Annotated in this window: 22 protein-coding genes and 1 tRNA gene; 6 read left to right on the top strand and 17 right to left on the bottom strand. The window is 60.6% G+C overall.

The window, feature by feature from the left end; genetic code table 11:
* Positions 1-38: 38 nt before the first annotated feature.
* From EZI54_RS01730 to EZI54_RS01745, 4 genes are all read left to right on the top strand, one after another.
* Positions 39-416 carry a sirohydrochlorin chelatase gene (locus EZI54_RS01730; RefSeq protein WP_131478414.1) on the top strand — a complete coding sequence of 126 codons (378 nt, stop codon included), beginning with the start codon at positions 39-41 and terminating at the stop codon, positions 414-416.
* 17 nt (positions 417-433) lie between these two features.
* Positions 434-1339, top strand: a complete 906-nt coding sequence (locus EZI54_RS01735) for a TIGR01777 family oxidoreductase (protein ID WP_131478416.1) — start codon at positions 434-436, stop codon at positions 1337-1339.
* An 89-nt stretch (positions 1340-1428) separates the two neighbouring features.
* Positions 1429-1989 (top strand): hypothetical protein, encoded by a 561-nt coding sequence (locus tag EZI54_RS01740; RefSeq protein WP_131478418.1) that lies wholly within the window; start codon positions 1429-1431, stop codon positions 1987-1989.
* Positions 1990-2097: 108 nt separating this feature from the next.
* Positions 2098-2173, top strand: a tRNA-Glu gene (locus EZI54_RS01745).
* A 32-nt stretch (positions 2174-2205) separates the two neighbouring features.
* On the opposite strand, the gene ald is transcribed toward EZI54_RS01745, so the two are convergent.
* Positions 2206-3333, bottom strand: a complete 1128-nt coding sequence (gene ald, locus EZI54_RS01750) for an alanine dehydrogenase (protein ID WP_131478420.1) — start codon at positions 3331-3333, stop codon at positions 2206-2208.
* A gap of 392 nt (positions 3334-3725) precedes the next feature.
* On the opposite strand from ald, the gene EZI54_RS01755 reads away from it, so the two are divergent.
* The gene (locus EZI54_RS01755) at positions 3726-6146 is read left to right on the top strand and encodes a bifunctional diguanylate cyclase/phosphodiesterase (protein ID WP_131478422.1); all 2421 of its coding nucleotides are present in this window, start codon (positions 3726-3728) and stop codon (positions 6144-6146) included.
* A gap of 73 nt (positions 6147-6219) precedes the next feature.
* On the opposite strand, the gene der is transcribed toward EZI54_RS01755, so the two are convergent.
* The 13 genes from der to trmJ form a co-directional block, all read right to left on the bottom strand.
* Positions 6220-7638, bottom strand: a complete 1419-nt coding sequence (gene der, locus EZI54_RS01760) for a ribosome biogenesis GTPase Der (protein WP_131478424.1) — start codon at positions 7636-7638, stop codon at positions 6220-6222.
* A 54-nt stretch (positions 7639-7692) separates the two neighbouring features.
* Positions 7693-8856 carry an outer membrane protein assembly factor BamB gene (gene bamB, locus EZI54_RS01765; RefSeq protein WP_131478426.1) on the bottom strand — a complete coding sequence of 388 codons (1164 nt, stop codon included), beginning with the start codon at positions 8854-8856 and terminating at the stop codon, positions 7693-7695.
* Positions 8856-9506, bottom strand: a complete 651-nt coding sequence (locus EZI54_RS01770) for a YfgM family protein (protein WP_131478428.1) — start codon at positions 9504-9506, stop codon at positions 8856-8858. The genes bamB and EZI54_RS01770 overlap by 1 nt, the downstream gene beginning before the upstream one ends.
* A 45-nt stretch (positions 9507-9551) precedes the next feature.
* Complete coding sequence (gene hisS, locus EZI54_RS01775; RefSeq protein ID WP_423226975.1) at positions 9552-10805, bottom strand: histidine--tRNA ligase; 1254 nt, start codon at positions 10803-10805, stop codon at positions 9552-9554.
* Between the two features lie 133 nt (positions 10806-10938).
* Complete coding sequence (ispG, locus tag EZI54_RS01780; RefSeq protein WP_131478432.1) at positions 10939-12057, bottom strand: flavodoxin-dependent (E)-4-hydroxy-3-methylbut-2-enyl-diphosphate synthase; 1119 nt, start codon at positions 12055-12057, stop codon at positions 10939-10941.
* Positions 12058-12081: 24 nt separating this feature from the next.
* Positions 12082-13134, bottom strand: coding sequence for a RodZ domain-containing protein (locus tag EZI54_RS01785; RefSeq protein ID WP_131478434.1), 1053 nt, complete (start codon positions 13132-13134; stop codon positions 12082-12084).
* Positions 13127-13930, bottom strand: a complete 804-nt coding sequence (pilW, locus tag EZI54_RS01790; protein WP_131478436.1) for a type IV pilus biogenesis/stability protein PilW — start codon at positions 13928-13930, stop codon at positions 13127-13129. The genes EZI54_RS01785 and pilW overlap by 8 nt, the downstream gene beginning before the upstream one ends.
* 37 nt (positions 13931-13967) lie before the next feature.
* Positions 13968-15080 (bottom strand): dual-specificity RNA methyltransferase RlmN, encoded by a 1113-nt coding sequence (gene rlmN / locus EZI54_RS01795; RefSeq protein WP_131478438.1) that lies wholly within the window; start codon positions 15078-15080, stop codon positions 13968-13970.
* Positions 15081-15142: 62 nt separating this feature from the next.
* The gene (ndk, locus tag EZI54_RS01800) at positions 15143-15571 is read right to left on the bottom strand and encodes a nucleoside-diphosphate kinase (protein ID WP_131478440.1); all 429 of its coding nucleotides are present in this window, start codon (positions 15569-15571) and stop codon (positions 15143-15145) included.
* 128 nt (positions 15572-15699) lie between these two features.
* Positions 15700-16869: an IscS subfamily cysteine desulfurase gene (locus tag EZI54_RS01805; protein WP_131478442.1), complete on the bottom strand. Its 1170-nt coding sequence runs from the start codon at positions 16867-16869 to the stop codon at positions 15700-15702.
* 52 nt (positions 16870-16921) lie between these two features.
* Entirely contained in the window at positions 16922-17407 is a 486-nt protein-coding gene (iscR, locus tag EZI54_RS01810; protein ID WP_131478444.1) for a Fe-S cluster assembly transcriptional regulator IscR, read from the bottom strand.
* Positions 17408-17534: 127 nt separating this feature from the next.
* Positions 17535-18308, bottom strand: coding sequence for a serine O-acetyltransferase (cysE, locus tag EZI54_RS01815; protein ID WP_131478446.1), 774 nt, complete (start codon positions 18306-18308; stop codon positions 17535-17537).
* A 3-nt stretch (positions 18309-18311) separates the two neighbouring features.
* Positions 18312-19124, bottom strand: coding sequence for a tRNA (cytosine(32)/uridine(32)-2'-O)-methyltransferase TrmJ (gene trmJ / locus EZI54_RS01820; protein ID WP_131478448.1), 813 nt, complete (start codon positions 19122-19124; stop codon positions 18312-18314).
* A 187-nt stretch (positions 19125-19311) separates the two neighbouring features.
* Between trmJ and EZI54_RS01825 the strand changes: the two genes are divergently transcribed.
* Positions 19312-20112: an inositol monophosphatase family protein gene (locus tag EZI54_RS01825; protein WP_131478450.1), complete on the top strand. Its 801-nt coding sequence runs from the start codon at positions 19312-19314 to the stop codon at positions 20110-20112.
* Positions 20113-20210: 98 nt separating this feature from the next.
* Here EZI54_RS01825 and secF read toward each other — a convergent pair whose 3' ends face one another.
* From secF to yajC, 3 genes are all read right to left on the bottom strand, one after another.
* Positions 20211-21167 carry a protein translocase subunit SecF gene (gene secF, locus EZI54_RS01830; RefSeq protein WP_131478452.1) on the bottom strand — a complete coding sequence of 319 codons (957 nt, stop codon included), beginning with the start codon at positions 21165-21167 and terminating at the stop codon, positions 20211-20213.
* A complete protein-coding gene (secD, locus tag EZI54_RS01835; protein WP_131478454.1) occupies positions 21160-23037 on the bottom strand; it encodes a protein translocase subunit SecD in 1878 nt (625 codons plus the stop codon). Before secD ends, secF begins: the two co-directional genes overlap by 8 nt.
* Before the next feature lie 156 nt (positions 23038-23193).
* Entirely contained in the window at positions 23194-23562 is a 369-nt protein-coding gene (gene yajC / locus EZI54_RS01840) for a preprotein translocase subunit YajC (RefSeq protein ID WP_131478456.1), read from the bottom strand.
* Positions 23563-23585: the final 23 nt, after the last annotated feature.

A 23585-nucleotide genomic window follows, 5' to 3' on the forward strand; every position in this document is an offset into this window, starting at 1 on the left:
GGCCCGCCATCCCATCTAAATAAGGAGTGACCTGCAGAATGTCCGATCACCGCGTCCTTTTGCTCGCCCATGGAAGCAGCGACCCCAAATGGTGCCAGACTTTCGAAAGACTGGCCGCGCCGAGTCTGGCCTCGGTACCCGACTCGGCCATCGCCTACATGGAGCTGAGCGAACCTTCGCTGGATGACGAAATCGCACGGGCGGCACGGGAAGGCGTATCACGGATTACGGTGCTGCCGCTTTTCCTCGCCGCTGGCCGACACCTCCGCAAGGATGTTCCGGCCATGCTGGAGCGCTTGTCGAGCGAACACCAGGTCGAGATCACGCTCGCCGGCCCGGTCGGTGAGCATCCTTTACTGGGGGATGCCATCCGACATATCGTGGAAGAAAGCCTGACAGGCACGCCGTCCCACTAGCGCTGGAGCCACCGATCATGACGCAGCATATCCTGATCACCGGCGGAACCGGCTTCATCGGTCAGCGACTGTGCCCTGAGCTGTTGAAACGGGGTTATCGCCTGACCGTTTTCAGCCGCAGGACTGACGATGATGTGCGCGCCCGTTGCGGCCGGGTGAATACATTGCACACCCTGGCTGACCTGCGCAACCTCGATGCCCTTGACGCCGTCATCAACCTGGCCGGGGAAGGTCTGGCCAGCGCGCGCTGGACGGAAAAACGCAAACGGGTTTTACGTGAAAGCCGGATCGACCTGACACGCGAGCTGATCGACCAGTTGGAAAAGAGCCCGCTGCGCCCGGCCACATTCATATCCGGTTCGGCAATCGGGTACTACGGGAGCCACGGGGGCGAACCGGTGACCGAAGATGCGCCGGTCAACGATGACTTCGCGCACCGGCTCTGCGCCGACTGGGAAGCCGAGGCCCGTCGGGCCAGACAGCTGGGTTGCCGGGTCTGTCTGTCGCGGACCGGTGTGGTCCTGGGTCCGGACGGCGGCATGCTTGAGCGCCTGCTCCTGCCTTTCCGGCTCGGTCTCGGCGGCCGGCTTGGCGATGGTCAGCAGTACCTGTCCTGGGTCCATCGTGACGATGTGGTGAATGCCCTGATCTGGATGCTGCAAACACCCGATGCCAGTGGTGCCTATAATGTGGTCAGCCCGCATCCGGTGACCAACCGCACGTTTACCCGGACGCTGGGGCGGGTCCTGCACCGTCCGACTCCGTTTCCGGTCCCGGCGTTCGTCCTGCGTACGGCATTGGGCGAACTGTCCGCCATGCTCCTTGAAGGCCAGCGTGTCATGCCCGCGCGCCTGCAACAGGCGGGCTTCGGTTTTACCCACCCGGACCTGGAGGATGCACTGCGCAGCATCATCGGCGGATGACCGTCGCCGGCCAGATTGCGCCCTACCTCACATCCGCATGGCTGGGGCTTTGATAGGCTGGGTGCATTCGTTGCAACGCTGGTCGCTCCATGACTCATCCTGTTCGTCAGTTTGCCTTTGCCGCCTGCCTGCTCTTCTCCATATCGGCCCAGGCAGACCCTCGCGGGGAACAGAGTTTCGAGACCTGCAGCATGGTAACCAGCGAGTACATCACCGTGTTGCAACTGATCAACCGGGGCTTTTCCGGAGAACAGCTGACCCGCAACCTGCCCGGTCTGGACAGGCAGGGCGCCAAGCGGGTGCGCCTGCTGGAGGCGGCGGCCAGGGAGGACGGGCTGGTCGACACTTTCTCGGCAGTCAATGCCGAGTTCGCCCGCTGCAGCCAGCGTGTCTACCAACGGGGGGGCAAACCGAAGCCCGACAGCCGCGAAGGGCATTTCTATTTCTGTGCCGGAGAAAACAAGCTGCGCTACGAGATCCTTGTGGCGGCTACCCTCGATGCGGATATCAACGATGTCCTGGCGCAGGTCCCGACCGGTCGCCACCGGATCGCCCGGGCGATATTCAGGCTCCAGGCGAATAAAGGCACCCTCGCGGCCTTCGATGCCATTGGTGACGAACTGAAATACTGCCTGAACGGGACCAGCTAAATGCCAATATCCGACCATCGGAGATTTTTTCAAAAAGGGTTTGACAGCGCCGAAGGGCTTACTTAATATACGCGCCACCTCGACGAGGCAAGCTTTTCAAGCAGATGCGTCCCCTTCGTCTAGTGGCCTAGGACTCCGCCCTTTCACGGCGGCAACAGGGGTTCGAACCCCCTAGGGGACGCCACTTTCCCTTTCCCGCTTCCGGGAAACAATCCCTCACCCCAGCTTTGACAACATCCTGTCCGGGGCGATGAATTCCAGATCCTGAGCCAACGCAACGCCTTCACAGGTGAGTTTGCCCTGAGCCACGTTCAGACCCGGCAGGAAGCCGGCATCCTGCTCAAGCGCCGCCCTGACCCCCCGATCCGCCAGCTTGACGACATAAGGCAGCGTGGCGTTGGTCAGCGCCAGCGTCGAGGTCCGGGCCACCGCTCCCGGCATGTTGGCTACGCAATAGTGCACCACGCCATCGACGACATAGGTGGGATCGTCATGGGTGGTGGGATGGGAGGTTTCCGCACACCCACCCTGGTCGATGGCGACATCCACCAGTGCCGCCCCCTCGGGCATGACCTCAAGCAGGTCGCGGGTAATCAGCCGCGGCGCCGATGCCCCTGGAATCAATACGGCCCCGACCACCAGGTCCGCTTCCGCCAGGACCGACTCGATCGCGTCCCGCGTCGAGTACAGTGTCGTAATCTGCCCCCGGTAATGCTGATCCAGTTCCCTCAGTACCGGAACCGACCGATCGAGTACGGTAACCCGCGCCCCCAGACCAACCGCCAACTGCGCCGCATTGCGTCCAACCACGCCGCCGCCAATAACAACGACATTACCCGGATGAACGCCCGGCACCCCGGACAGCAGCACACCACGGCCACCGCAGACTTTCTCCAATGCCTGCGCACCGGCCTGGATTGCCAGCCGACCGGCCACTTCCGACATGGGCGCCAGAAGTGGCAGGCTGCCATGCCGGTCCGTGACCGTTTCATAGGCAATACAGGTTGCTCCGGAAGCCAGAAGATCCTGGGTCTGGGCCTGGTCCGGCGCCAGATGCAGGAAAGTGAACAGCACGTGATGCGGCTTCAGCAGAGCCCGCTCCTGCTCCTGCGGCTCCTTGACCTTGACCAGCAACGACGCTTCCTCGAAGACCGACCCGGCGTCGGCCACGATACGCGCTCCGGCCCTTTCATACAGCTCGTCTGAAAATCCGGCTCCTTCGCCGGCGCTGCGCTCGACCAGCACCTCATGGCCGTGTTCGGTGAGCTCCCGGGCCCCCGCCGGCGTCAGCCCAACCCTGTATTCGTGATTCTTGATTTCCTTGAGTACGCCGACTGTTGTCATTACGTCCTCCCGAACGCGCCGCGAATGAATGAGTGTCTGGAAAAGGTGTCTTCAGTATAGGAGAGTCACGAAATTACGCAGGGCTGACTCGCATCTCTCCTTCGGAAAATACGGCCTACGGGCAGATCACTGAAAACCGATCAGAAACCGAACAGTGAACAAACGTTCATATCTCAACTTTTGCAAAATCACGCAGTTAATTCATGAAGCCCAAGCGCATTCAAGAAAATCAACTGCTATAGTCCGTTAAAGAACTTTTGACACGCCGATAGTGAACTTTCTCTTACGTTGCTGCTGGCAGAACGCTGTTGCTTTCAGTAATCGCTCCTGCCACAGGCCGTCGGTAGATACTCGGCGAGACCCCGATCTATGGATTCAACGAACTCGACAACATGTCCAATTTGTCGACACGACTAAGCCAGTTCAAGGCCAGCTCGCCGCTGTCATTTCGATTGCTGGCGTATATCCTGTTATTCAGCTCGCTTTTCACGCTGTTTGCTTCAGCCATTCAGGTATACACCGATTTCCGCAAGGACGTTTCCCTGGTTGACGAGCGCATGTCCGTCATCGAGACCAGCTATGCCAGCAGCCTCTCGCGCAGCCTGTGGGCCCTCGACCAGAAGCTGCTGCAGGTCCAGATGGAAGGTATCCTCAGCCTTCCGGACATTGTGCACCTGCGCCTGAAAATCTATCCGGATTCCGAAGTCGTCATGGGTGACATTCCCCGCGAAACCTCCACCATGACCCGTACTTTCGTCCTCACCCACGAAGGTGATGAACTCTACAAGCTGGGTGAGCTCACCATTACCGCCAGTCTTGCCGACATCTATCAGGATCTGCGCCGCAAGGTCCTGGTGATCCTGACCACCCAGTTTTTCAAGACCTTCTTCATATCGGTGCTGATCATCTGGATTTTCCAGTATTTTGTGACACGCCACCTGACCACCATGGCCAATTACGCCCGCAGTTTCTCGCTGCGGAACCTGCAGCAACCGCTTGCGCTGGACCGGCCGGACACGGAGACCAATCGTCGCGACGAGTTGTCCCAGGTGGTCGATGCCTTCAACCAGATGCGGGAACGGCTCAATGACGATATCCAGCGTCAGGAGGAGGACGCTTCAGAGATACGGAAGCTGTCGATGGCCATTGAGCAGAGCCCTTCTTCGGTCATCATCTGCGACCGTCATTGGCGCATTGAGTTTGTGAACCACAAGTTCTCCCAACTGACCGGCTTCACGCTGGGCGAGATCCGCGGCAAGCACCCCGGTATGCTGACCAGTGACACCTTCTCCCATAGGGAGAACCAGCAGCTCTGGCAGAATATCCGGCTGCAGGTCCAGCGGGTCGGCGTCTGGCAGGGGGAAATCAACAGTGCCCGGCGCAGCGGCGAACGCTTCTGGGAACAGGTCATCGTCACGCCCATCAAGGACGCCGAAGGCAACCCGACTCACTTCCTGATCCTCGGGGAAGACATCAGCATCCGCAAGCGATACGAACAGCAACTACTGCGTCAGGCCAACTACGACATCCTGACCGGCCTGCCCAACCGAATGCTCGCGCTGGATCGCCTCAAACTGGCCCTGGCCCAGGCCCGCCGTGAGGAAACCCTGGTCGGCGTCATGTTCCTCGACCTGGACAATTTCAAACACATCAACGACACCATGGGCCATGAAGCGGGCGACAGCCTGTTGATCGAAGCCTCCCGCCGCATTTCCAGTTGTCTGCGGGGCACCAGCACTGTGGCCCGGCTGGGCGGTGACGAGTTCCTGGTCATCCTGCCCGGCCTGCACGAACCGGATGCGACCGAGCAGGTGGGCGACCGTATTCTGCAGACCTTCGCCCCACCCTTCCAGTTGAATGGCCAGGAGGTCTTCGTCAGCACCAGTATCGGCATTGCCATCTATCCGACCGATTCCGACAACAGCGGTAACCTGCTGCAGCACGCCGACGCCGCCATGTACCAGGCGAAAAGCAAGGGCAAGAGCGCTTACGAGCGGTTTGCCCCGGAGATGAAGGAGGTTTCCCATGAACGCCTGCAGATCGAGTCCCGACTCCGCCGGGCGCTGGAGCTGGATGAGTTCGATCTTTACTTCCAACCCATTGTGGAAACCGCCTCGGGCCACCTGATTGGCGCCGAAGCCCTGATCCGCTGGAACAGCCCCACCATGGGTCTGATGATGCCGGACAAGTTTATTCCACTGGCCGAAGAAACCGGCCTGATCATTCCTATCGGAGAATGGGTCATCCGGCAGGCCTGCGCGGCGGCCCGGCAGTGGCAGGAGACCACGGGGCTGAAACTCAGCATTGCCGTCAACGTCTCGCCGCGCCAGTTCCGGGATCCCTCGTTCGTGGATGCCGTGAGCCGCGCCCTCATCGAACAACGGCTGGATCCGGTCTGCCTGGAGCTGGAAATCACTGAGCGATTGATACTGGACAACACCATTGAGACCGCCGACATCCTTCGGCGACTGGATGAGATGGGCGTGCGTCTGTCCGTGGATGATTTCGGGACCGGTTACTCGGCCCTGAGCTACCTGAAGTCCTACCCCTTCGACACGCTCAAGATCGACAAGTCCTTCATCCGGGACGTGATGATTGAGCCGGGTGACGCCGCGCTGGTCCGGGCCATTATCAACATGGCCCACAGCCTTGGGCTACAGGTCATCGCCGAGGGTGTGGAGGAGGAAGCCCAGACCCATTTCCTCCAGGCCCATGGATGCGACTACGCGCAGGGGTATTTTTACAGCCGTCCGGCTTCCGCCGATTCGTTCGTGGCGTGGATCCGCAGCAATCACCGGGTATCTGGCGCGTAAGCGGTTCCGACAGCAGGACCAACGAAAAAGGCACCTTTTCTATCTTCTATCACGCTCTGCCAGTGCGCGCCGCTTAGCGCGACTTCCTGGACTTCTCTTTCTTTTTCGTCTTGCGGACGTGCTGCATCATCCGCCGCTTCTTGGCTTGCTGCCGTGGTGTCAGGCGGTTCACCCGGCCGGCAAATGGATTTTCACTGGAGCGGAATTCGAAGCGGATCGGCGCCCCCCGCACATTCAGCACCCGTCGGAAAGTATTCTCCAGATAGCGCTTGTAGGCATTCGGCAACGCATCGGTCTGGTTGCCATGAACTACGACCAGCGGCGGATTGGAGCCGCCCTGGTGGGCGTAGCGCAGCTTGATCCGACGGCCGTTGACCAACGGCGGCTGATGCTGGGTCAGCGCATCCTCGAGGATGGCCGTCAAACGGTTGGTGGGCCACTTGGCCATGGCCGATTCGTAGCACTCGCCGATGGAATCGTACATCACGCCCACACCGGAACCGTGCAGGGCCGAGATATAGTGCTTGTCGGCGTAGTCGAGGAAGTCCAGCCGGCGGGCCAGTTGCTCCTTGACGCGACCGCGCTGATCACTGTCCATGCCATCCCACTTGTTGACCGCGATGACCAGCGAGCGCCCGGCATCCAACACAAAGCCGATCAGGTGCATGTCCTGATCCACCAGCCCTTCCCGGGCATCAATCACCAGGATTACCACGTGGGAATCTTCGATCGCCTGCAGCGTCTTGATAATGGAGAATTTCTCCACCGTCTCGCGGACACTCTTGCGACGGCGCACACCCGCCGTGTCGATCAGCGTGTATTCCTGGCCCTGGCGTTCATAGGGGATGTAGACACTGTCCCGGGTAGTGCCCGGCATGTCATAGACCACTACCCGCTCTTCACCAAGCATCCGGTTGACCAATGTGGACTTGCCCACATTGGGCCGGCCGACGACACCGATGCGGATGCCCGGATAGCGTTCCGCGCTGTCCTGTTCAACCTCCTCGGCTGCCGGCAACAGGTCCTCCAGCATCGAGCGGATGCCCCGGTTGTGGGAAGCTGCAATCAGGTAAACCGATTCGAAGCCCAACTGATAGAACTCGGAGGCGGCCACATCGGGATCCTGCCCATCGGTCTTGTTGACGACCAGGTGCGCCGGTTTACCCGTACGGCGAAGCTGGTTAGCGATCAACTCGTCGCCGGAGGTCAGGCCGGCACGGCCGTCCACCAGGAAAAGCACGATGTCCGCCTCTTCCACGGCCAGCATCGATTGACGCGCCATTTCGGCATCGATCCCCTCCTCGTCCCCGGTCAGGCCGCCGGTGTCGATCACGATAAAGCGCTGGCCTTCGTACTGGCCCTCACCGTACTTGCGATCACGGGTCAGGCCGGCGAAGTCGGCCACCAACGCATCCCGGGTGCGGGTCATCTGGTTGAACAGCGTCGATTTGCCCACGTTGGGGCGTCCAACCAGAGCGATTACAGGGGTCATAGAGTGTTCGTCAGTCAGAGAGTGGAATCCCGGCGGATACCGCCGGGATCGGAATTATTTGGCTTCACGCAGCTTGAAGGCTGCAAGCTCGCCGCTGTTGCCATAAATATAGATCAGGTCGCCATCGACGATCATCGGCACGCGCAACCCTTCGTCGTCAACCTGGAGCTGCCCCTGCAGGGAGCCGTCGAGTTGCGACAGGATATGCACGTAACCTTCAAAATCGCCGGTCAGCAGGTAACCTTTCGTTGCCGCGAGCCCGGTCGTCTGACGCCATTCCAGCTTGTCCTGCGACCAGATCTCCTTGCGATTGAACAGACTATACGCACTGATCACACCATTCGATCCGGAAATGTACAGGTTGCCATAATCCAGGGTCGGCGACTGGAAGCTGCTGGCCGAGCGTTTCCAGATTTCCTGGCCGGTACGCATGTCGACCGCGGCCACGTTACCCTTGTACCCCGTCACGTAGACCACGCCATCCCGAACCACCGGTGAGCCATCCACATCCACCAGTCGCTCCAGCTCCGTCCGGCCGCTGGGTTCACCCACCGAATACTGCCATATAGGCTGCCCGGTATCCGTCAGCAGCGCATACAGCTGGCCGCTGGAAAAAGCCACCAGCGTCACTTCAGGGCCCACCCAGGGCGTTGCGGTTCCCCGGAAGCTGAGAACCGGGATCACGCCATCGTATTGCCATTTCTTTTCACCGGTATCGGCATCGAAGGCCAGGGCCTTGCCGTCGATGGTCTGCACAACGACGACCGAACCATTGGATTGCGGTGGTGCCAGGACTTCGCTCGGCAGCTTGACGGACCAGACTTCCTCTCCCTTCTTCTCCCGCGAAAGCGCCAGCAACTCGCCGCTGCGGGTGCCCAGGTACAGGTGATCGGCATCCGCCCCGACGCCCGCCAGGATGGATCGATCCAACTCCATTTCCCAGTTGTAATCGCCGTTCTGCGGATTCAGGGACACCAGTTCGCCATCGCTGGAGACAGCAAACAGCTCGCCATAGGACAGGGCCGGCTGCAGGAACAGCAGCTGTTCGTCATCGCCATCGCCGACCGAGGTGTCCCAGACTTCATCCAGCCAGACACTGCTTTCAACCTCCGGCAACGGCTTGGGCTGCTCAAACGTGTCGTTGGAGCTGCATCCTGCCAGCAGCCCCAGCAGACCAATGCCGATCAGGCACTGACGGACAAGGCGCACGCTCCGCATCAAGCGTCCTCCCCAACGGCCATATCGGCCATTTTCAGGCGGAGCAGCGGATTCGGTGCATCGCCGGCGGCATCGTTCGCTGCGGCGTAGGCCTTACGCGCGCCCTCCAGGTCGCCCTGGGAGCGCAGAATATCGCCCTCGAGTTCGGCATACAGGGCCTTGTAGGCCCCCGGATCCTTGATCGAGCGCAGTGTTTCCAGGGCCGCGTCCGCCTGGTCCGCCGCAAACTGTGCCTGGGCCATGCGCTCGGTGATCATGATATTGAGCGGTCCTTTCGCGGCGTGCTCACGCGCCCACTTGAGGGATTCGGCCGCCGCCTTTGGGTCGTTCTTCTCGCTAAACTGGTGCGAGGCCAGGATCAGCGTCCCGTAGACCGCGTAGGCGCTATCGCTGTACTCGTCCTGGAGCTCCTTGGTCACGAACTCGATGGTTTTCTCGCGCTCGTCACCCGCCTGCTGGTTCAGCGCACCCAGCAATTGCTGGTACTGGGAGGCGGCTGCACTCCGTTCGGCTGCCTGGTGGTTCTGCCACGCCTGCCAGCCAAAGACGATAGCCAGTGCAGCGCCGATGCCAATCAGCAGGGCGCTGCCGTTTCTCTTCCACCAGTCCTTGATCGCCGCGATTTGTTCTTCTTCGGTACGCAATTCCACGTCAGTTACTCCGTAAAACGATAACGATTGATTCAGTGTGTGGGATCAGTCAGCCAGCAGACCCGCCAGCTTACCGGCCAGTTCAGACTGGCTGACCGCCTGCTGTTCGCCCTCGCTGCGCAAGGGCTTGAGGCTGACGGTCCGGCTATCGACCTCGCTGTCACCGATGATCAGCGCGTAACGCGCACCGCTGCGATCGGCTTTCTTCATCTGGCTCTTGAAGCTGCCGCCCCCGCAATGCAGCACGACAACCCGCTGTACCAGGGAATCCCGCAGCTCTTCGGAGATCCTGAGCGCTTCCGCCTCGCCGGCTTCCCCCATCCCCATGACATAGACATCCGCATCGCCGCTGACGGACGCCGGCACCAGCTCCAGGGTTTCCAGCATCAGCACAAGACGTTCAATGCCCATGGCAAAACCGACGGCGGGTGTCGGCTTGCCGCCCAGCTGTTCAACCAGCCCGTCATAGCGGCCGCCGGCGCAAACCGTTCCCTGCGCGCCGAGGCTATCGGTCACCCACTCGAAAACGGTCCTGCCGTAATAATCCAGTCCCCGCACGAGCCGCGAATTGACCGTGTATTCGATGCCGGCCAACTCCAGGCGCCGCTTCAGTCCGGCGAAGTGCCCGATGGATTCCTCATCCAGGTAGTCCACCAGGTCCGGAGCATCCTGCAGGATGGCCTGAGTCTCCGGTACCTTGGAGTCCAGGATGCGCAGCGGATTGGTCTCCAGACGGCGCAGACTGTCTTCGTCCAACCGGTCCCGGTAATTCGACAGGTACGCCACCAGCGCCTCGCGGTAGGCCCTGCGGGCCTCGCTGGTGCCGATGGAATTGATCTCCAGGCGCACGTGCGGCGCAAGCCCCAACGCTTTCCAGAGCCGGGCCGTCAGCATCAGCAGTTCGGCGTCGATGTCCGGGCCGGTCATGCCAAAACATTCCACCCCGATCTGATGGAATTGGCGATAGCGCCCTTTCTGCGGACGCTCATGCCGGAACATGGGGCCGGTGTACCAGAGCTTGCGGGTCTGGTTGAAAAGCAGGCCATGCTCCTCGGCAGCCCGCACGCAACCCGCCGTCCCCTCGGGACGCAGTGTCAGGCTGTCGCCGTTGCGGTCCTCAAAGGTGTACATTTCCTTTTCGACGATATCGGTCACCTCGCCGATCGAACGCTTGAACAGGTCGGTCTGCTCGACGATCGGCATGCGGATTTCCTGATAACCGTAATTGCGCAATACGCCGCTGACGGTCTGTTCCAGGTACTGCCAGACCGGCGACTGGTCCGGCAGGATATCGTTCATCCCTCGAATTGCTTTGATCTTTGCCAAGGTGCTAATCCAGTTAAATCGTCTTTCGGCTAGTCGAATACAGTGGGGAACAGACCGGCCCGCAACGTCAGGGCCGGCGTAGCGGGATCAGACCCGGACCCACCACTCAGTCATGGGCCCGGGCGATGATGGCGTCGTCCTGCTCTTTGCGGCGCTCGACTTCTGCCCGGATGAGTCTCTCGAGGTTATCGACGAGGTCTTCGTTGTCCAGTTTCTGGTTGGGGCTGCCGCCCACATAGAGCAGGTTGCGCGGGCTTCCGCCGGTCAGCCCCAGATCCGCCTCTTTGGCTTCGCCGGGACCGTTGACGACGCAGCCGATAATGGCCACATCCAGCGATGTGTTGACGTCTTCCAGGCGTGCTTCCAGGTCATTCATGGTCTGGATGACGTCGAAATTCTGCCGCGAGCAGCTTGGACAGGCGACAAAGTTGATGCCCCGGGCCCGCAGGCGCAGGCTCTTGAGAATGTCGTAGCCTACCTTCACTTCCTGCACCGGATCGGCGGCCAGGGACACGCGAATGGTGTCGCCGATGCCGTCCATCAACAGCATGCCCAGGCCGATCGAGGACTTGACCGTGCCGGAGCGGAACCCGCCGGCTTCGGTAATTCCCAGGTGCAGCGGCTGCTCGATCTGGGAGGCAATCTGACGGTACGCCGCCACGGTCATGAACACTTCAGATGCCTTTAGGCTCACCTTGAAGTCCTGAAAGTCGTGGCGGTCGAGAATGTCGATGTGGCGCATGGCCGACTCTACCAGGGCTTCCGGGGTGGGCTCGCCATACTTCTTCTGCAGGTCCTTCTCGAGCGACCCGGCGTTGACCCCGATCCGGATCGGGATATTACGGTCCTTGGCCGCATCGATGACGGCGCGTACCCGATCTTCCCGGCCGATGTTTCCAGGATTGATGCGCAGGCAGTCAACACCGTACTCAGCCACTTTCAGGGCAATGCGGTAATCGAAATGGATATCGGCCACCAGCGGAACCGACACGCGTGGCCGGATCTTCGAGAATGCCTCGGCGGCGTCCATGGTCGGAACCGAAACACGGACGATATCCGCACCGGCCTGCTGCAACGCTTCGATCTGCGCGACTGTCGCGTCGACATCGCAGGTCTCGGTGTTGGTCATGCTCTGTACGGCAATCGGCGCATCACCGCCGACTGGCACGGAACCGACATGGATCTGGCGGGACTGGCGTCTTTTAATGGGAGATTCGTGTTTCATAGTTTCCTGAATCGGTGGTCTGGATCAGTTTCCCAGCGTCAGGGATACGCGGTTGTTGGAAGCCGGATAGGTCGACAGATCAACGGGTTCGCCGTTGTAACTCAGGTTGACGACATCAACGGCGCCCAACACCACCTGAAAGGGCCCATGGCCTTCGTAGCGCAGCGACTCACCGGCACGCTTGAGGGACGCCACAACCGTCGTCCCCTCGGCGTTCTTCACAGACACCCAGCAGTCGCCGGTAAAGGTGGCACTCAAGACATCGCCCGCCGCAGCGGCCGGCTGATCTTCGACCGGGGGTGCCGGCTCGGGTTCACTGACATCCGCTTCCGGGGCGACAGTGGCCATTGTATTATCCGCCGGCGCGCTAACGGAACCCTCATCAGGCGTTGCCGGTGCTGTGCTTTCGTCCCTCGCCGCCGAGTCCGGGGTCGGCTGTTGCCCGTCCAATGCAGAGTCACCCTGGCCGATCGGAGCCGGCTCGCTGGCTTCCGCGCCGCTTTCGGCCTGGGGGGCCACCGCATCAGCGCTGCCTGCTTCCGTTTCGCCTCCGAAAGTTGGCGCCGGGTTCTCTGCGGGACTGTCACCTGATTGTTCGGCGGATGCCGGGACGCCCTCGTCGCTGCCCCCGATTCCGGAGTAGAGCTCCATTTCCACCACTCGCGAGGCAATCACGGCGACGGCTGCGATCAGCAGGATCCAGATCACCCAACGGGCCACACGGCGTTTCTGCCGCTTCTTGCGCTCGATGGATTCAAGGGGGTCTTCCCGGCGGGCCTGCTCGGCTTCCTGGCGCAGCGGCTCGAGCTCCATATCGAGCGTTTCCACAAGGCTCGTCGCGTTCAGGCCGACCTGCTCGGCGTAGGCCCGGACATAGCCTTTCAGAAACAGCTCACTGCCAATCTTGTCGTACTGGCCGTCTTCTATCGCCTGGATCACTGATGGACGAAGATGCTGACTGTCTGCCACATCGGCCACGGTAATGCCCTTGGCCTCCCGCGCCCGACGCAACTGATGCCCGACCTCTCCGGTCAGCGGCGCTGCCTCCGGTTGTTCCTGGGTATCATCATTAATCATTCGAAATCAGTGCTCTATACTGTTTGAGTTGTTCTGATTCTGGGTATTGCTTGCGCAGAAGTAAAGCCAGGCTGGCTTCACGGTTCTCGTCCCCGAAGTGATGCGCCAATCGCAGGCCGGTGAGCAGGCTTTCCGGCGAGTGTTTCAGCTTGGGATTGTGCTGCATCATGCCAACCAACTGATTATAGTAATGTTCAGCAGAGGCATAATCCCCCTGACGCACCAGTGACGTGGACAGCGCCAGCAGATAATTGGCGTTGCCACGACTGAGCCCGACCGCGCGCTTGTAACTCGCCACCGCATCCTCGAAGTGCCCAAGTTCGTCCTGGGTCCGCCCCAGGTTGTAGAAGACCGAACCGCGATCATCGTACTCGGTATCCTGGGAGGCCCGGCTGAACTGGGTTTCAGCCTCCTTGTAACGCCCCTGGTTGTACAGGAAGGCACCGTAGAAAACGCGCCCACGGGTATAGCCGCTGTCGCTATCCAGCGCTTCCCGGAAAGATTTCTCGGCCAGATCCGGTTCGCCTTCGGTCTGATAGATCAGCCCCATGCCGGACAGGGCTCCGGGGCTATCGGGATTGATCTGCAACGCCCGTTCCAGGTGGTCCCGGGCGCGGTCATAATTGCCCTGCCCGATATAAGCCATCCCCAGCTTGACGTAATTCTCCTCGGCTTTCTGCTTATTGGCTTCCTTTGCAAACGGGCTATCGGTCGTCGTAACACAACCGGCAAGTGCCAGAAGACCCAGTACGACAAGCGCTCTGACAACACAGACAGGGTAACCAGGGACTTTCACGCGACACAGATCCTTCTATTTTTCCATGGGCAAATCATCATGGGGCAACATGATGGACAGGTATATAACGCTGGCTGCGACGGGTCCGGTCTTCAAACTGTCCAACCAGTTGACCGCATGCCGCATCAATATCATCGCCGCGGGTCGTGCGCACGGTAGTGACATAACCTGCCTCATTCAGGATGCCCTGGAACCGCCGCGTCGCCATGGCCTTGGGACGCTTGAAATCGCTTTCCGGGAACGGATTGAACGGAATCAGGTTGATCTTGCAGGGCAGCCCCTTGAGCAACCGGGCCAGTTCGTGGGCATGCTCGAGACGGTCGTTGACCCCTTCGATCACCGTGTACTCGATGGTGACCTTGCGCTTGTCGGGCAACCGGGAGAGATAACGCCGCGTGGCAGCCAGCAGCTCCGCAATCGGATATTTCCTGTTGAGCGGGACCAGTTGGTTACGGAGTTCGTCGTTGGGCGCATGCAGTGAAATCGCGAGCGAGACGTCCGTCAGTTCCCCCAGCCGGTCCAGCGCCGGTACGACCCCGGAGGTGCTCAGGGTCACGCGCCGTTTGGAGAGCCCGTAAGCCAGGTCCTCCATCATCAGGTCCATTGCATCCACCACATTGTCGAAATTGAGCAGGGGCTCGCCCATGCCCATCATGACCACATTGGTGATGGGGCGGTCCGCCGCCGATTCGAAGGGCATGAACGAGCGCCGAGCGACCCAGACCTGGCCAATGACCTCGGCCGCAGACAGGTTGCGGTTGAACCCCCGTTTGCCGGTGGAGCAGAAGGTACAGTCCAGACTGCAACCAATCTGCGAGGACACGCAAAGCGTGCCCCGCTCACCGTCGGGAATCAGGACCGTTTCGACACTGTTGCCACTGTCCATCCGCATGACCCACTTGCGGGTACCGTCTTTCGACGTCTCGTCGTAGACCACCTCCGGACCACGGATTTCAGCAACTTCCTTAAGTTTCTCGCGTAAAGCCTTGCTGACGTTGGTCATTTGATCGAAGTCATCCACACCCTGCTGGTGGATCCACTTCAGGACCTGGGTCGCCCGGAATTTCTTCTCGCCCAGCGATTCAAAAAAGGCTTCCAGTTTGGCCTTCGGCAACCCCAGCAGGTTGGTTTTTTCGGCCGGCGATGTCATGGTCATAACCTCGATCAGATAACCCGTCGGGCCGGCGGCCGAAGCCGCCGCCCACCAATGAATCAGCCGCGGGGACAGATCTCATTGTCGTTGAAAAAATAGGCAATTTCACGCTCGGCGGACGCCGGAGAGTCGGATCCGTGAACCGCATTGGCGTCGATGGACGAGGCGAAATCGGCACGGATCGTGCCCGGCTCCGCTTCCTTCGGGTTGGTGGCACCCATCAGGTCACGGTTCTTGGCGATGGCACCCTCGCCTTCCAGTACCTGGACGACCACAGGGCCTGACGTCATGAACGCCACCAGATCCGGGAAGAAAGGACGCTCTTTGTGCTCGGCGTAGAAGCCCTCCGCCTGCTCCTGGGTCAGGTGCATCATTTTGGCAGCCACGATGCTCAGACCACCTTTCTCGAAGCGGCTGTAGATCTCGCCGATGACGTTCTTGGCAACAGCGTCCGGCTTGACGATAGAGAGCGTGCGCTCGTTAGACATGCTAAATCTCCAGTTGGTTATAGGTTAAGGAGCCTCGAAAAACATCCCGGCCACCGATCATGGCCGACATATTCTCCGAGGCTCCCTAAAAACTAAACGGCGATTATACGCGGGAAGCCGGCGACTGCCTACCGGACCCCTGAGCGGGCGCGCTGTCGCTCCCGCAACCGTTCCAGGACCGTACCGATCTCGCGGACGGCAAAATCAATCTCTTCGGCGGTCGTGAAACGACCAAAGGAAAACCGCAGCGCACTGTGAGCCAGCTCATCGCTCACACCCAGAGCCCGTAGCACATAGGAGGGCTCAAGCGACGCCGACGCACAGGCGGAACCGGATGACACGGCCAGGTCCCGCAGCCCGAGCATCAGCGACTCACCGTCGACACCCTCGAAACTGAGATTGACAATACCGGGCACCGAGAGTTCCGCATCCCCGTTCAGGCTCACACCGGAAAGCCCGGCGATCCCCGTCAGGAACTGCTGCCTCAGGGACAGCAGGCGCGTGCGCTCCTCTTCCAGTTCGTCACCCGCGATCCGGAAAGCCTCACCCATGCCGACAATCTGGTGGGTCGGCAATGTTCCGGACCGCATGCCCCGCTCATGGCCACCGCCATGAATCTGGGCCTCAATCCTCACCGCCGGATCCCGACGCACGTACAACGCGCCGATGCCCTTGGGGCCGTACACCTTGTGCCCCGACAGCGACATCAGATCCACGGGCGTCCCGGACAGGTCAATAGCGAGCTTCCCGGCGGCCTGGGCGGCATCCACGTGGAAAAGGATACCCTGCTCCCGAAGCCAACTGCCGATCATGGCGACGTCGGTCACCGTTCCGATTTCGTTGTTGACCCACATCAGGCTGACCAGACAGGTATCCGGGCGCACGGCCTCCTGAACCTGTTCGAGGCTGATACGCCCCCGGGAATCCGGCTGCAGGTAGGTCACCTGCATACCCTGGCTTTCGAGCCAGCCGCACGTATCCAGCACCGCCTTGTGCTCTATGGCGGAACTGATGATATGGCCGTCCGGATAGCGGACCGCCACGCCCTTGATGGCCAGGTTATCGGACTCGGTGGCCCCGGACGTCCAGACGAGTTCACGCGGATCGCACGCCATCAGGTCGGCAACCTGACGACGCGCGCCTTCCACCGCCGCCTCGGCCTGCCAGCCATAGCCATGGGATCTCGAGGCCGGGTTTCCGAACACACCATCGAGTGTCAGGTGTTCCGCCATACGCTCGGCAACCCGGGGGTCCACCGGCGTACTTGCCGCATAATCAAGATAGACTGGTTTTTTCATAGGACTCTGGGATTGAATCGTTCAGGCCCTGGTACGGACCGGGACAGGTTGGTCAGACTGGATCGCCCTGCGTCAGACGCTGTGTATTTACGGCCTCAGCCTGCTTTACGTTCTGGCGTTCGGCCACAACCTGGATTTCCCGTTTTCGCATCAGGTCGGCCAGGCTGATTTCACTCAGGAAGGCATGAATCTGATCACTGAGATCCGACCACAGATGATGGGTCAGGCATTTTTCTCCGTTCTGGCAATCACCCTTGTTGTGACAGCGGGTGGTATCCAGGGACTCGTTGACCGCATCAACGACCTCCGAGATATAAACCGCATCGTAGGGCCGCCCCAACTGATAACCGCCTCCGGGGCCGCGCACGCTGACGACAAGCTTGTGCCGACGGAGCTTGGCGAACAGCTGCTCGAGGTAGGACAGCGAGATATCCTGGCGCTGGGAGATATCCGCCAGCGTGACGGGACCATCCTCAGCATGCAGCGCAAGGTCCAGCATCGCAGTGACTGCGTAGCGCCCCTTGGTGGTCAATCGCATGGATAACAGCCTCGAGAGATCGGGAAATGGGTTCCACCGATCTCAAAGTATGAATTGACCGACTATTTCAGTCAAGTATTAAGAAAGACGGTAAAATCGCTTATAGCTCGCGAACTTACCACCAAAGTCAGGACGACTCCTTGTCATCCCTGACGCAGTCGAAATCCTCTTCGTCGATGGCCGGCAACGCGCCATTACGGTATTCCTTGTCGACCCGTTGCAGCGCCTTGCACATGCTCTCGATCCGCTCGTCCACCACATGCATATGATCGAGCAGGCTGCGCACGGCACGGGCCACCGGGTCCGGCATCTCTTCGGTCACGCCATAGGCATCGAAGCCCATGCGCTGCTCCATCTCGCGGCGCTTGTCCTTTTCAGCCTCTTTATCGCGCTTGACGATCACGCGCCCCGGAATGCCCACAACCGTGGCATCGGCGGGAACGGCCTTGGTGACGACGGAATTGGAACCGATCTTGGCCCGGTCCCCCACCTCGAACGGCCCGAGAATCTTGGCACCGGCACCAATGACGACACCGTTACCCAGGGTCGGATGGCGCTTGCCCTTGTTCCAACTGGTGCCACCCAGGGTAACGCCCTGGTAGAGCGTCACATCATCACCGATCACCGTCGTCTCACCAATGACCACACCCATACCGTGGTCGATGAAAAAGCGTCGCCCGATCACCGCCCCAGGGTGAATCTCGATACCGGTCAGCCAGCGTGCCAGCGTTGAAATCGTCCGCGCCAGCCACTTGAAACCCCGACACCAGAGCGAGTGCGCGACACGGTAGAACAGGAGCGCATGGAGCCCCGGATAGTTGGTAAGCACCTCAAAGGTATTCCGGGCCGCCGGATCGCGGTGGAACACGCTGCCAATATCTTCACGCAAACGCTCGAACATAGTCTATTCCTGTTCCTGCTTCGCCTCGGGGCCACGCTCCGTAGCCCCCGCACTTTTCTGCACGGCTGTCAGGATACCGCGCAATATGTTGATTTCCATCTGGTCCAGATGAGCCCGCTGAAACAGGCGGCGCAAACGGGTCATCAACTGCCGGGGATTTTCCCGCCGATGGAAATCGATATCCACGAGCACATCCTCAAGATGCCCGAAGAACCCCTCTACATCGTTCACCGACGCCGCCTTGATATCCCAACCATCGTCGCCCGGCTGGAGCATCGGGCGCAACGCCGCCTGTTCGCCACCGGCTTCCAGTTGCCTCAGGTGATGCATTCGCACCTCGTAGCAGATGACCTGGACAGCCATCGCCAGGTTCAGGGAGCTGTAGTCGGGATTCGACGGTATATGGATATGGTAATGGCATCGCTGCAGTTCTTCATTGCTCAGGCCATGGTTTTCCCGGCCGAAGACCAGGGCCACCTCCCCTTTTCCGGCCTGCCCTGCAGCCCGCTCGGCGCAATCGGCCGGCGCAATCACCGGCCAGGGCACCTTGCGGCCCCGGGCACTGGTTCCCATCACCAGGACACAGTCGGCAATCGCCTCATCCAGCGTGTCCACCACCGTCGCCTGATCCAGGATCTCCGACGCCCCCGAGGACCGGGCGTAGGACGCCTCGTCGGGGAAAGACGCCGGATTCACCAGGTACAGATTGGAAAGCCCCATATTCTTCATGGCACGGGCCGTAGCACCGATATTGCCGGAGTGGGATGTTTCCACCAGGACGATGCGGATATGGGCGTGTGGATCTTGCTGGGTCATTCAAGCGCCTCTGGCGTGTCGAATTCAACGAGGCGGGCAATGATACCAGAAAGCGCGCCATGATGATGCGCCGCCGCGCTGCGGACCGGGTAATCCCGTATAGGCCGCCCTCCCAAAAAACGTACAAGCAGGGCCCTTGTTTTGCTATCATACGCGCCCTTTAACCAGTCAGGCGTCAGAGAGATCCATGCAACCAGCGATTAAGATGGCCCTGCGCATTGCGCGCCAGGGTTCCGAGTACCTAAAGGCCCATTTTGAACGTCAGGATCCTGCCACTATCGACGACGCTGCCCGCTCACAACTGGACCGGGCCGAAGCCTCGGTCTACGCCAACTTCTCGGAGCAGTTGCAGAAAGCCTACAAGGATCACTACATTGCACCGGCCGGCGATATTGACGCCGCCGGGCATGAACTGAGCTGGCACATCTTCCCGCTCATTGGCAGCGACAACTTCCTGCGCGGTATTCCCGAATTCGTGCTGGCCCTGGTCCAGAAGAAAGGCAACCGTGCCGAGCACATGCTGTTGGTCAACCCGGTTACCGGGGAAGAATACTCCGCCAGCCGTGGCCACGGGGCCGCCCTGAACAGTCGCCGCATCCGCATGAACGGCGCCCAGCAGATCAGCAAGGCGATCCTGTCCACCAACGTGCTTGAATTCACCCGTGAAACCGAGGACCCGCTGGTCTGGGGCGAACTGATCAGCACCCTGGCACGGGAAACCCGGCAGACGCGAACCTGCGGCTGCACCCTGCTGGATATGGCGCGCGCCAGTGCGGGCCACCTTGACGGCATTGTCGTCTTCCGTCCGACCGCGGTCGAACAGGCCCTGGGCCTGCTACTGGCACACGAGTCCGGCGGACTGTCCGGCGACTTTTCCGGCAACCCGTCGAGCCAGGAAAGCAGCCGCCAACTGGCCATCGCCAACCCCAAGCTGTTCAAGGACCTGCTCAAGACACTGCACCCGTTCCGCGGCCGCCTGCCACGCTAGGCACCTCGTCATTACCCTGCGCCCCGTTTACGTGCGGGCGCCCGCAAAAAAGGCCGCGATTGCGGCCTTTTTTGTATTTGAACTGCCCTGAACGGGATTTACATCCGGTTCAGCCATTCGGGCGGTTCTTCTTCCTCTGACTGTTGACCGACCTCACCCTCTTTTGCCGGTACGATCAGGTCCTCGCGACTGACCCCCATCATGATCAACAGGTTTGCCGCCACATAGATCGACGAATACGTACCCACCAGGATGCCGATCAGTAACGCGATGGAAAAGTTGTGGATCGCCTCGCCACCCAGCAGGAACAGTGCCAGCAGCACCACCAGCGTCGTACCGGATGTGTTCAGGGTCCGGCTCATGGTTTCGGTGATGGAGTGGTTGATGATCTCCTCGCTGTTGCCGGTACGCAGCTTGCGGAAATTCTCCCGGATCCGGTCGGCCACGATGATGGTATCGTTCAGCGAGTAACCGATAACGGCCAGCAAGGCCGCCAGCACGCTAAGATCGAACGTCCACTGGAACAATGAGAACACACCGAGGACCACGATCACATCGTGTGCCAGCGGCAGCACGGAAGCCACACCGAACTTGAACTGGAAACGCATGCCGACATACACCAGCACCACGAACAGGGCCAGCAGCATACCCAGCCCGCTGCTCTCCTTCAGCTCATCGCCCACCTGGGAGCCGACAAACTCGGCACGCACCATCTCGACCTTGTCGCCGTTGGCACGCAGATCCGCCGCCATATTCTCCGCCAGCTGGTTGTCGAAATCCTGGCGCAGACGCACCAGGACGGACTTCTCGTCACCGAAGTTCTGGACCACAAATTCCTTGTAGCCGGCATCGTCAAGCGTCTGGCGAACGGTATCCAGGGAAGGCGCCTTTTCGTAGGCGAACTCGATGGATGTACCGCCGGTAAAATCCAGCCCCAGGTTGAGGCCGTTGATGGCCAGGATAATGATCGAGAGGATAACCGCAGTCAGCGACCCGAAGGACGCCAGGCGCCGGACCCCCATGAAATTAATGGTGTTCTCGGTCAGTTTAGCCATTGGCGAGCTTCCCCCCGATCGCAAGCTTCTCGACCTTGCGACCGCCGTAAATCAGATTGATGATTGCGCGGCTGACCAGCAGCCCGGTGAACATGGACGTCAGGATGCCGATACACAGGGTCACGGCGAAACCTTTCACCGGACCGGAGCCCATGGCGAACAGGATGACGGCCACCAACAGGGTGGTGATGTTGGCGTCAAAGATGGACACAAACGCCCGGGAGAAACCGGCATTGATCGCGCTCTGGGGCGGAACCCCCAACCTTAACTCTTCCTTTATTCGCTCGAAGATCAATACGTTGGCATCCACCGCCATACCCACGGTCAGCACGATACCGGCAATGCCGGGCAGCGTGAGCGTCGCCGACAGGATCGACATACACGCCACCAGGAGCATCAGGTTGACCGCCAGGGCGACATTGGCCACCAGACCAAAGAAACGGTAGTACAGCAGCATGTAGAGCAGGACCAGGGCAAAGCCGACCGTTACCGACATTACGCCGGAGTCGATGTTCTTCTGCCCCAGGCTTGGCCCGATGGTCCGCTCCTGCACGAAGTACATTGGCGCCGCCAGGGAGCCTGCACGCAACAGCAACGCCAGCTCGCCGGCTTCGGCCGTGGAGTCCAGCCCGGTGATGCGGAACGAGCTGCCCAGGGTCGACTGGATGGTCGCCAGGCTGATAATGCTGCGATTGACCTTGCGCTCTTCCACTTCCTGGATCTTGCCGTCGATACGTTTCTTGACGGTCTCGGTCCGGTACTCGATGAACAGCACGGCCATACGACGCTTGATGGCGTCGCGGGTGGCACGGGTCATACGGTCGCCGCCGGTGCTGTCGAGCGTGATGTTGACCTGCGGCTGGCCGTTCTGATCGAAGGCCTGCTGCGCGTTCGCCACATTCTCACCGGTAACGATGATTTCGCGCTCAAGACGCGCCGTGCGGTCCGGATTATCCCGGAACGGATAGACTTCGGTGGCGCTGGACGGCGCATCCTGGCGCGCTTCCAGACGGAATTCCAGGTTGGCCGTAGCCCCCAGTACCCGCTTGGCCTGCGCCGTATCCTGGACCCCCGGCAGTTCAACCACGATACGATCGCGACCCTGGCGCTGCACCAACGGCTCGGCGACGCCCAGCTCGTTGACCCGGTTACGGATGGTGGTCAGGTTCTGCTTGAGGGCGTACTCCTCAATCTCCTTGATCTTCTTCTCGGAGAGCTGCAGGGTCAGCACCTGCTGGCCGTTGTCATCGGTGGTCTTGTCGAGCAGGAACTCGTTGTACTGGTCACGGATCAGGTCGAAGGCTTGGTTCTGCGACGCGTCGTCACGGAACACCAACTGGATGGTGTTACCCTCTCCTACGTCGCCGCCGCGATAACGGATGTGCTCTTCCCGCAACTGGCGCTTGATCTCACTGGAATAGACCTCAAGCCGCTTCTGCAGGGCACTCTTCATATCCACCTCCAGCAGGAAATGGACACCACCGCGCAGGTCGAGGCCCAGCTTCATCGGGCCCGCGCCAATGCTGCGCAGCCAGTCCGGCGTGGTCGGCGCCATGTTCAAAGCGGCCAGATAGTCGCGACCCAGCGCTTCCTGGATGGCCGGCCTGGCGCTCAGCTGCGCCTCTGCACTGTTGACCCGGATCAGGCCGTTGGGCGGATTGAGTGTCGCTTCCTTGACGGCGATACCCTCCTGCTTGAGCGCATCGACCGCCTTGTCCAGCGTGGCCTGGTCCACTTGCGTACTGCTGCGCGCACCGGTGATCTGGATGGCGTAGTCATCCGGATAGAGGTTGGGCAACGCGTATATGAAACCGATCACCACAGCGACCAGAATCACGATGTTTTTCCAGAGCGGGAATTTGTTGAGCATGGAATGCCTTGTTATCTGCTGGCGTACACCAGCCCTGTATCATTCTTGAACCGTGACACACGGCGAAGGGCTTCGCCGCACGCCTGTTTCAGCCAGCCGCCGGACGGCGACCGCCTGATATACGAAGGGGCACTCGAGTGCCCCTTGTCAGACCGATCAGATGTCCTTCAGAGTGCCTTTCGGCAGCGCGGCCGCAACAGCCACCTTCTGGACCTTCACCTCAACGTTGTCCGCCACTTCAATGACGATGAAGTCGTCGGTGACCTTGGTAATGCGTCCGGCCATGCCACCTGAGGTGACCACCTCGTCGCCCTTGCTCAGGCCCGACATCAGGTTCTTGTGCTCCTTGGCACGCTTGGACTGGGGACGCCAGATCAGGAGGTAGAAGATCAGGATAAAGCCGGCAAAGAAAATCACCTGGCCAATGACGCCCATGCCCTGTCCGGCGCCGCCGGGTTGCTGGGCCATCGCCACCGCCGGGGAGGCAGCCAGACAGATAGACAGCGCGTTACGCAAAGCTTTCATTCGTGTACTCCGTTATTGATTGA

It is taken from the genome of Marinobacter halodurans (assembly GCF_004327985.1).
GTDB lineage: Bacteria > Pseudomonadota > Gammaproteobacteria > Pseudomonadales > Oleiphilaceae > Marinobacter_A > Marinobacter_A halodurans.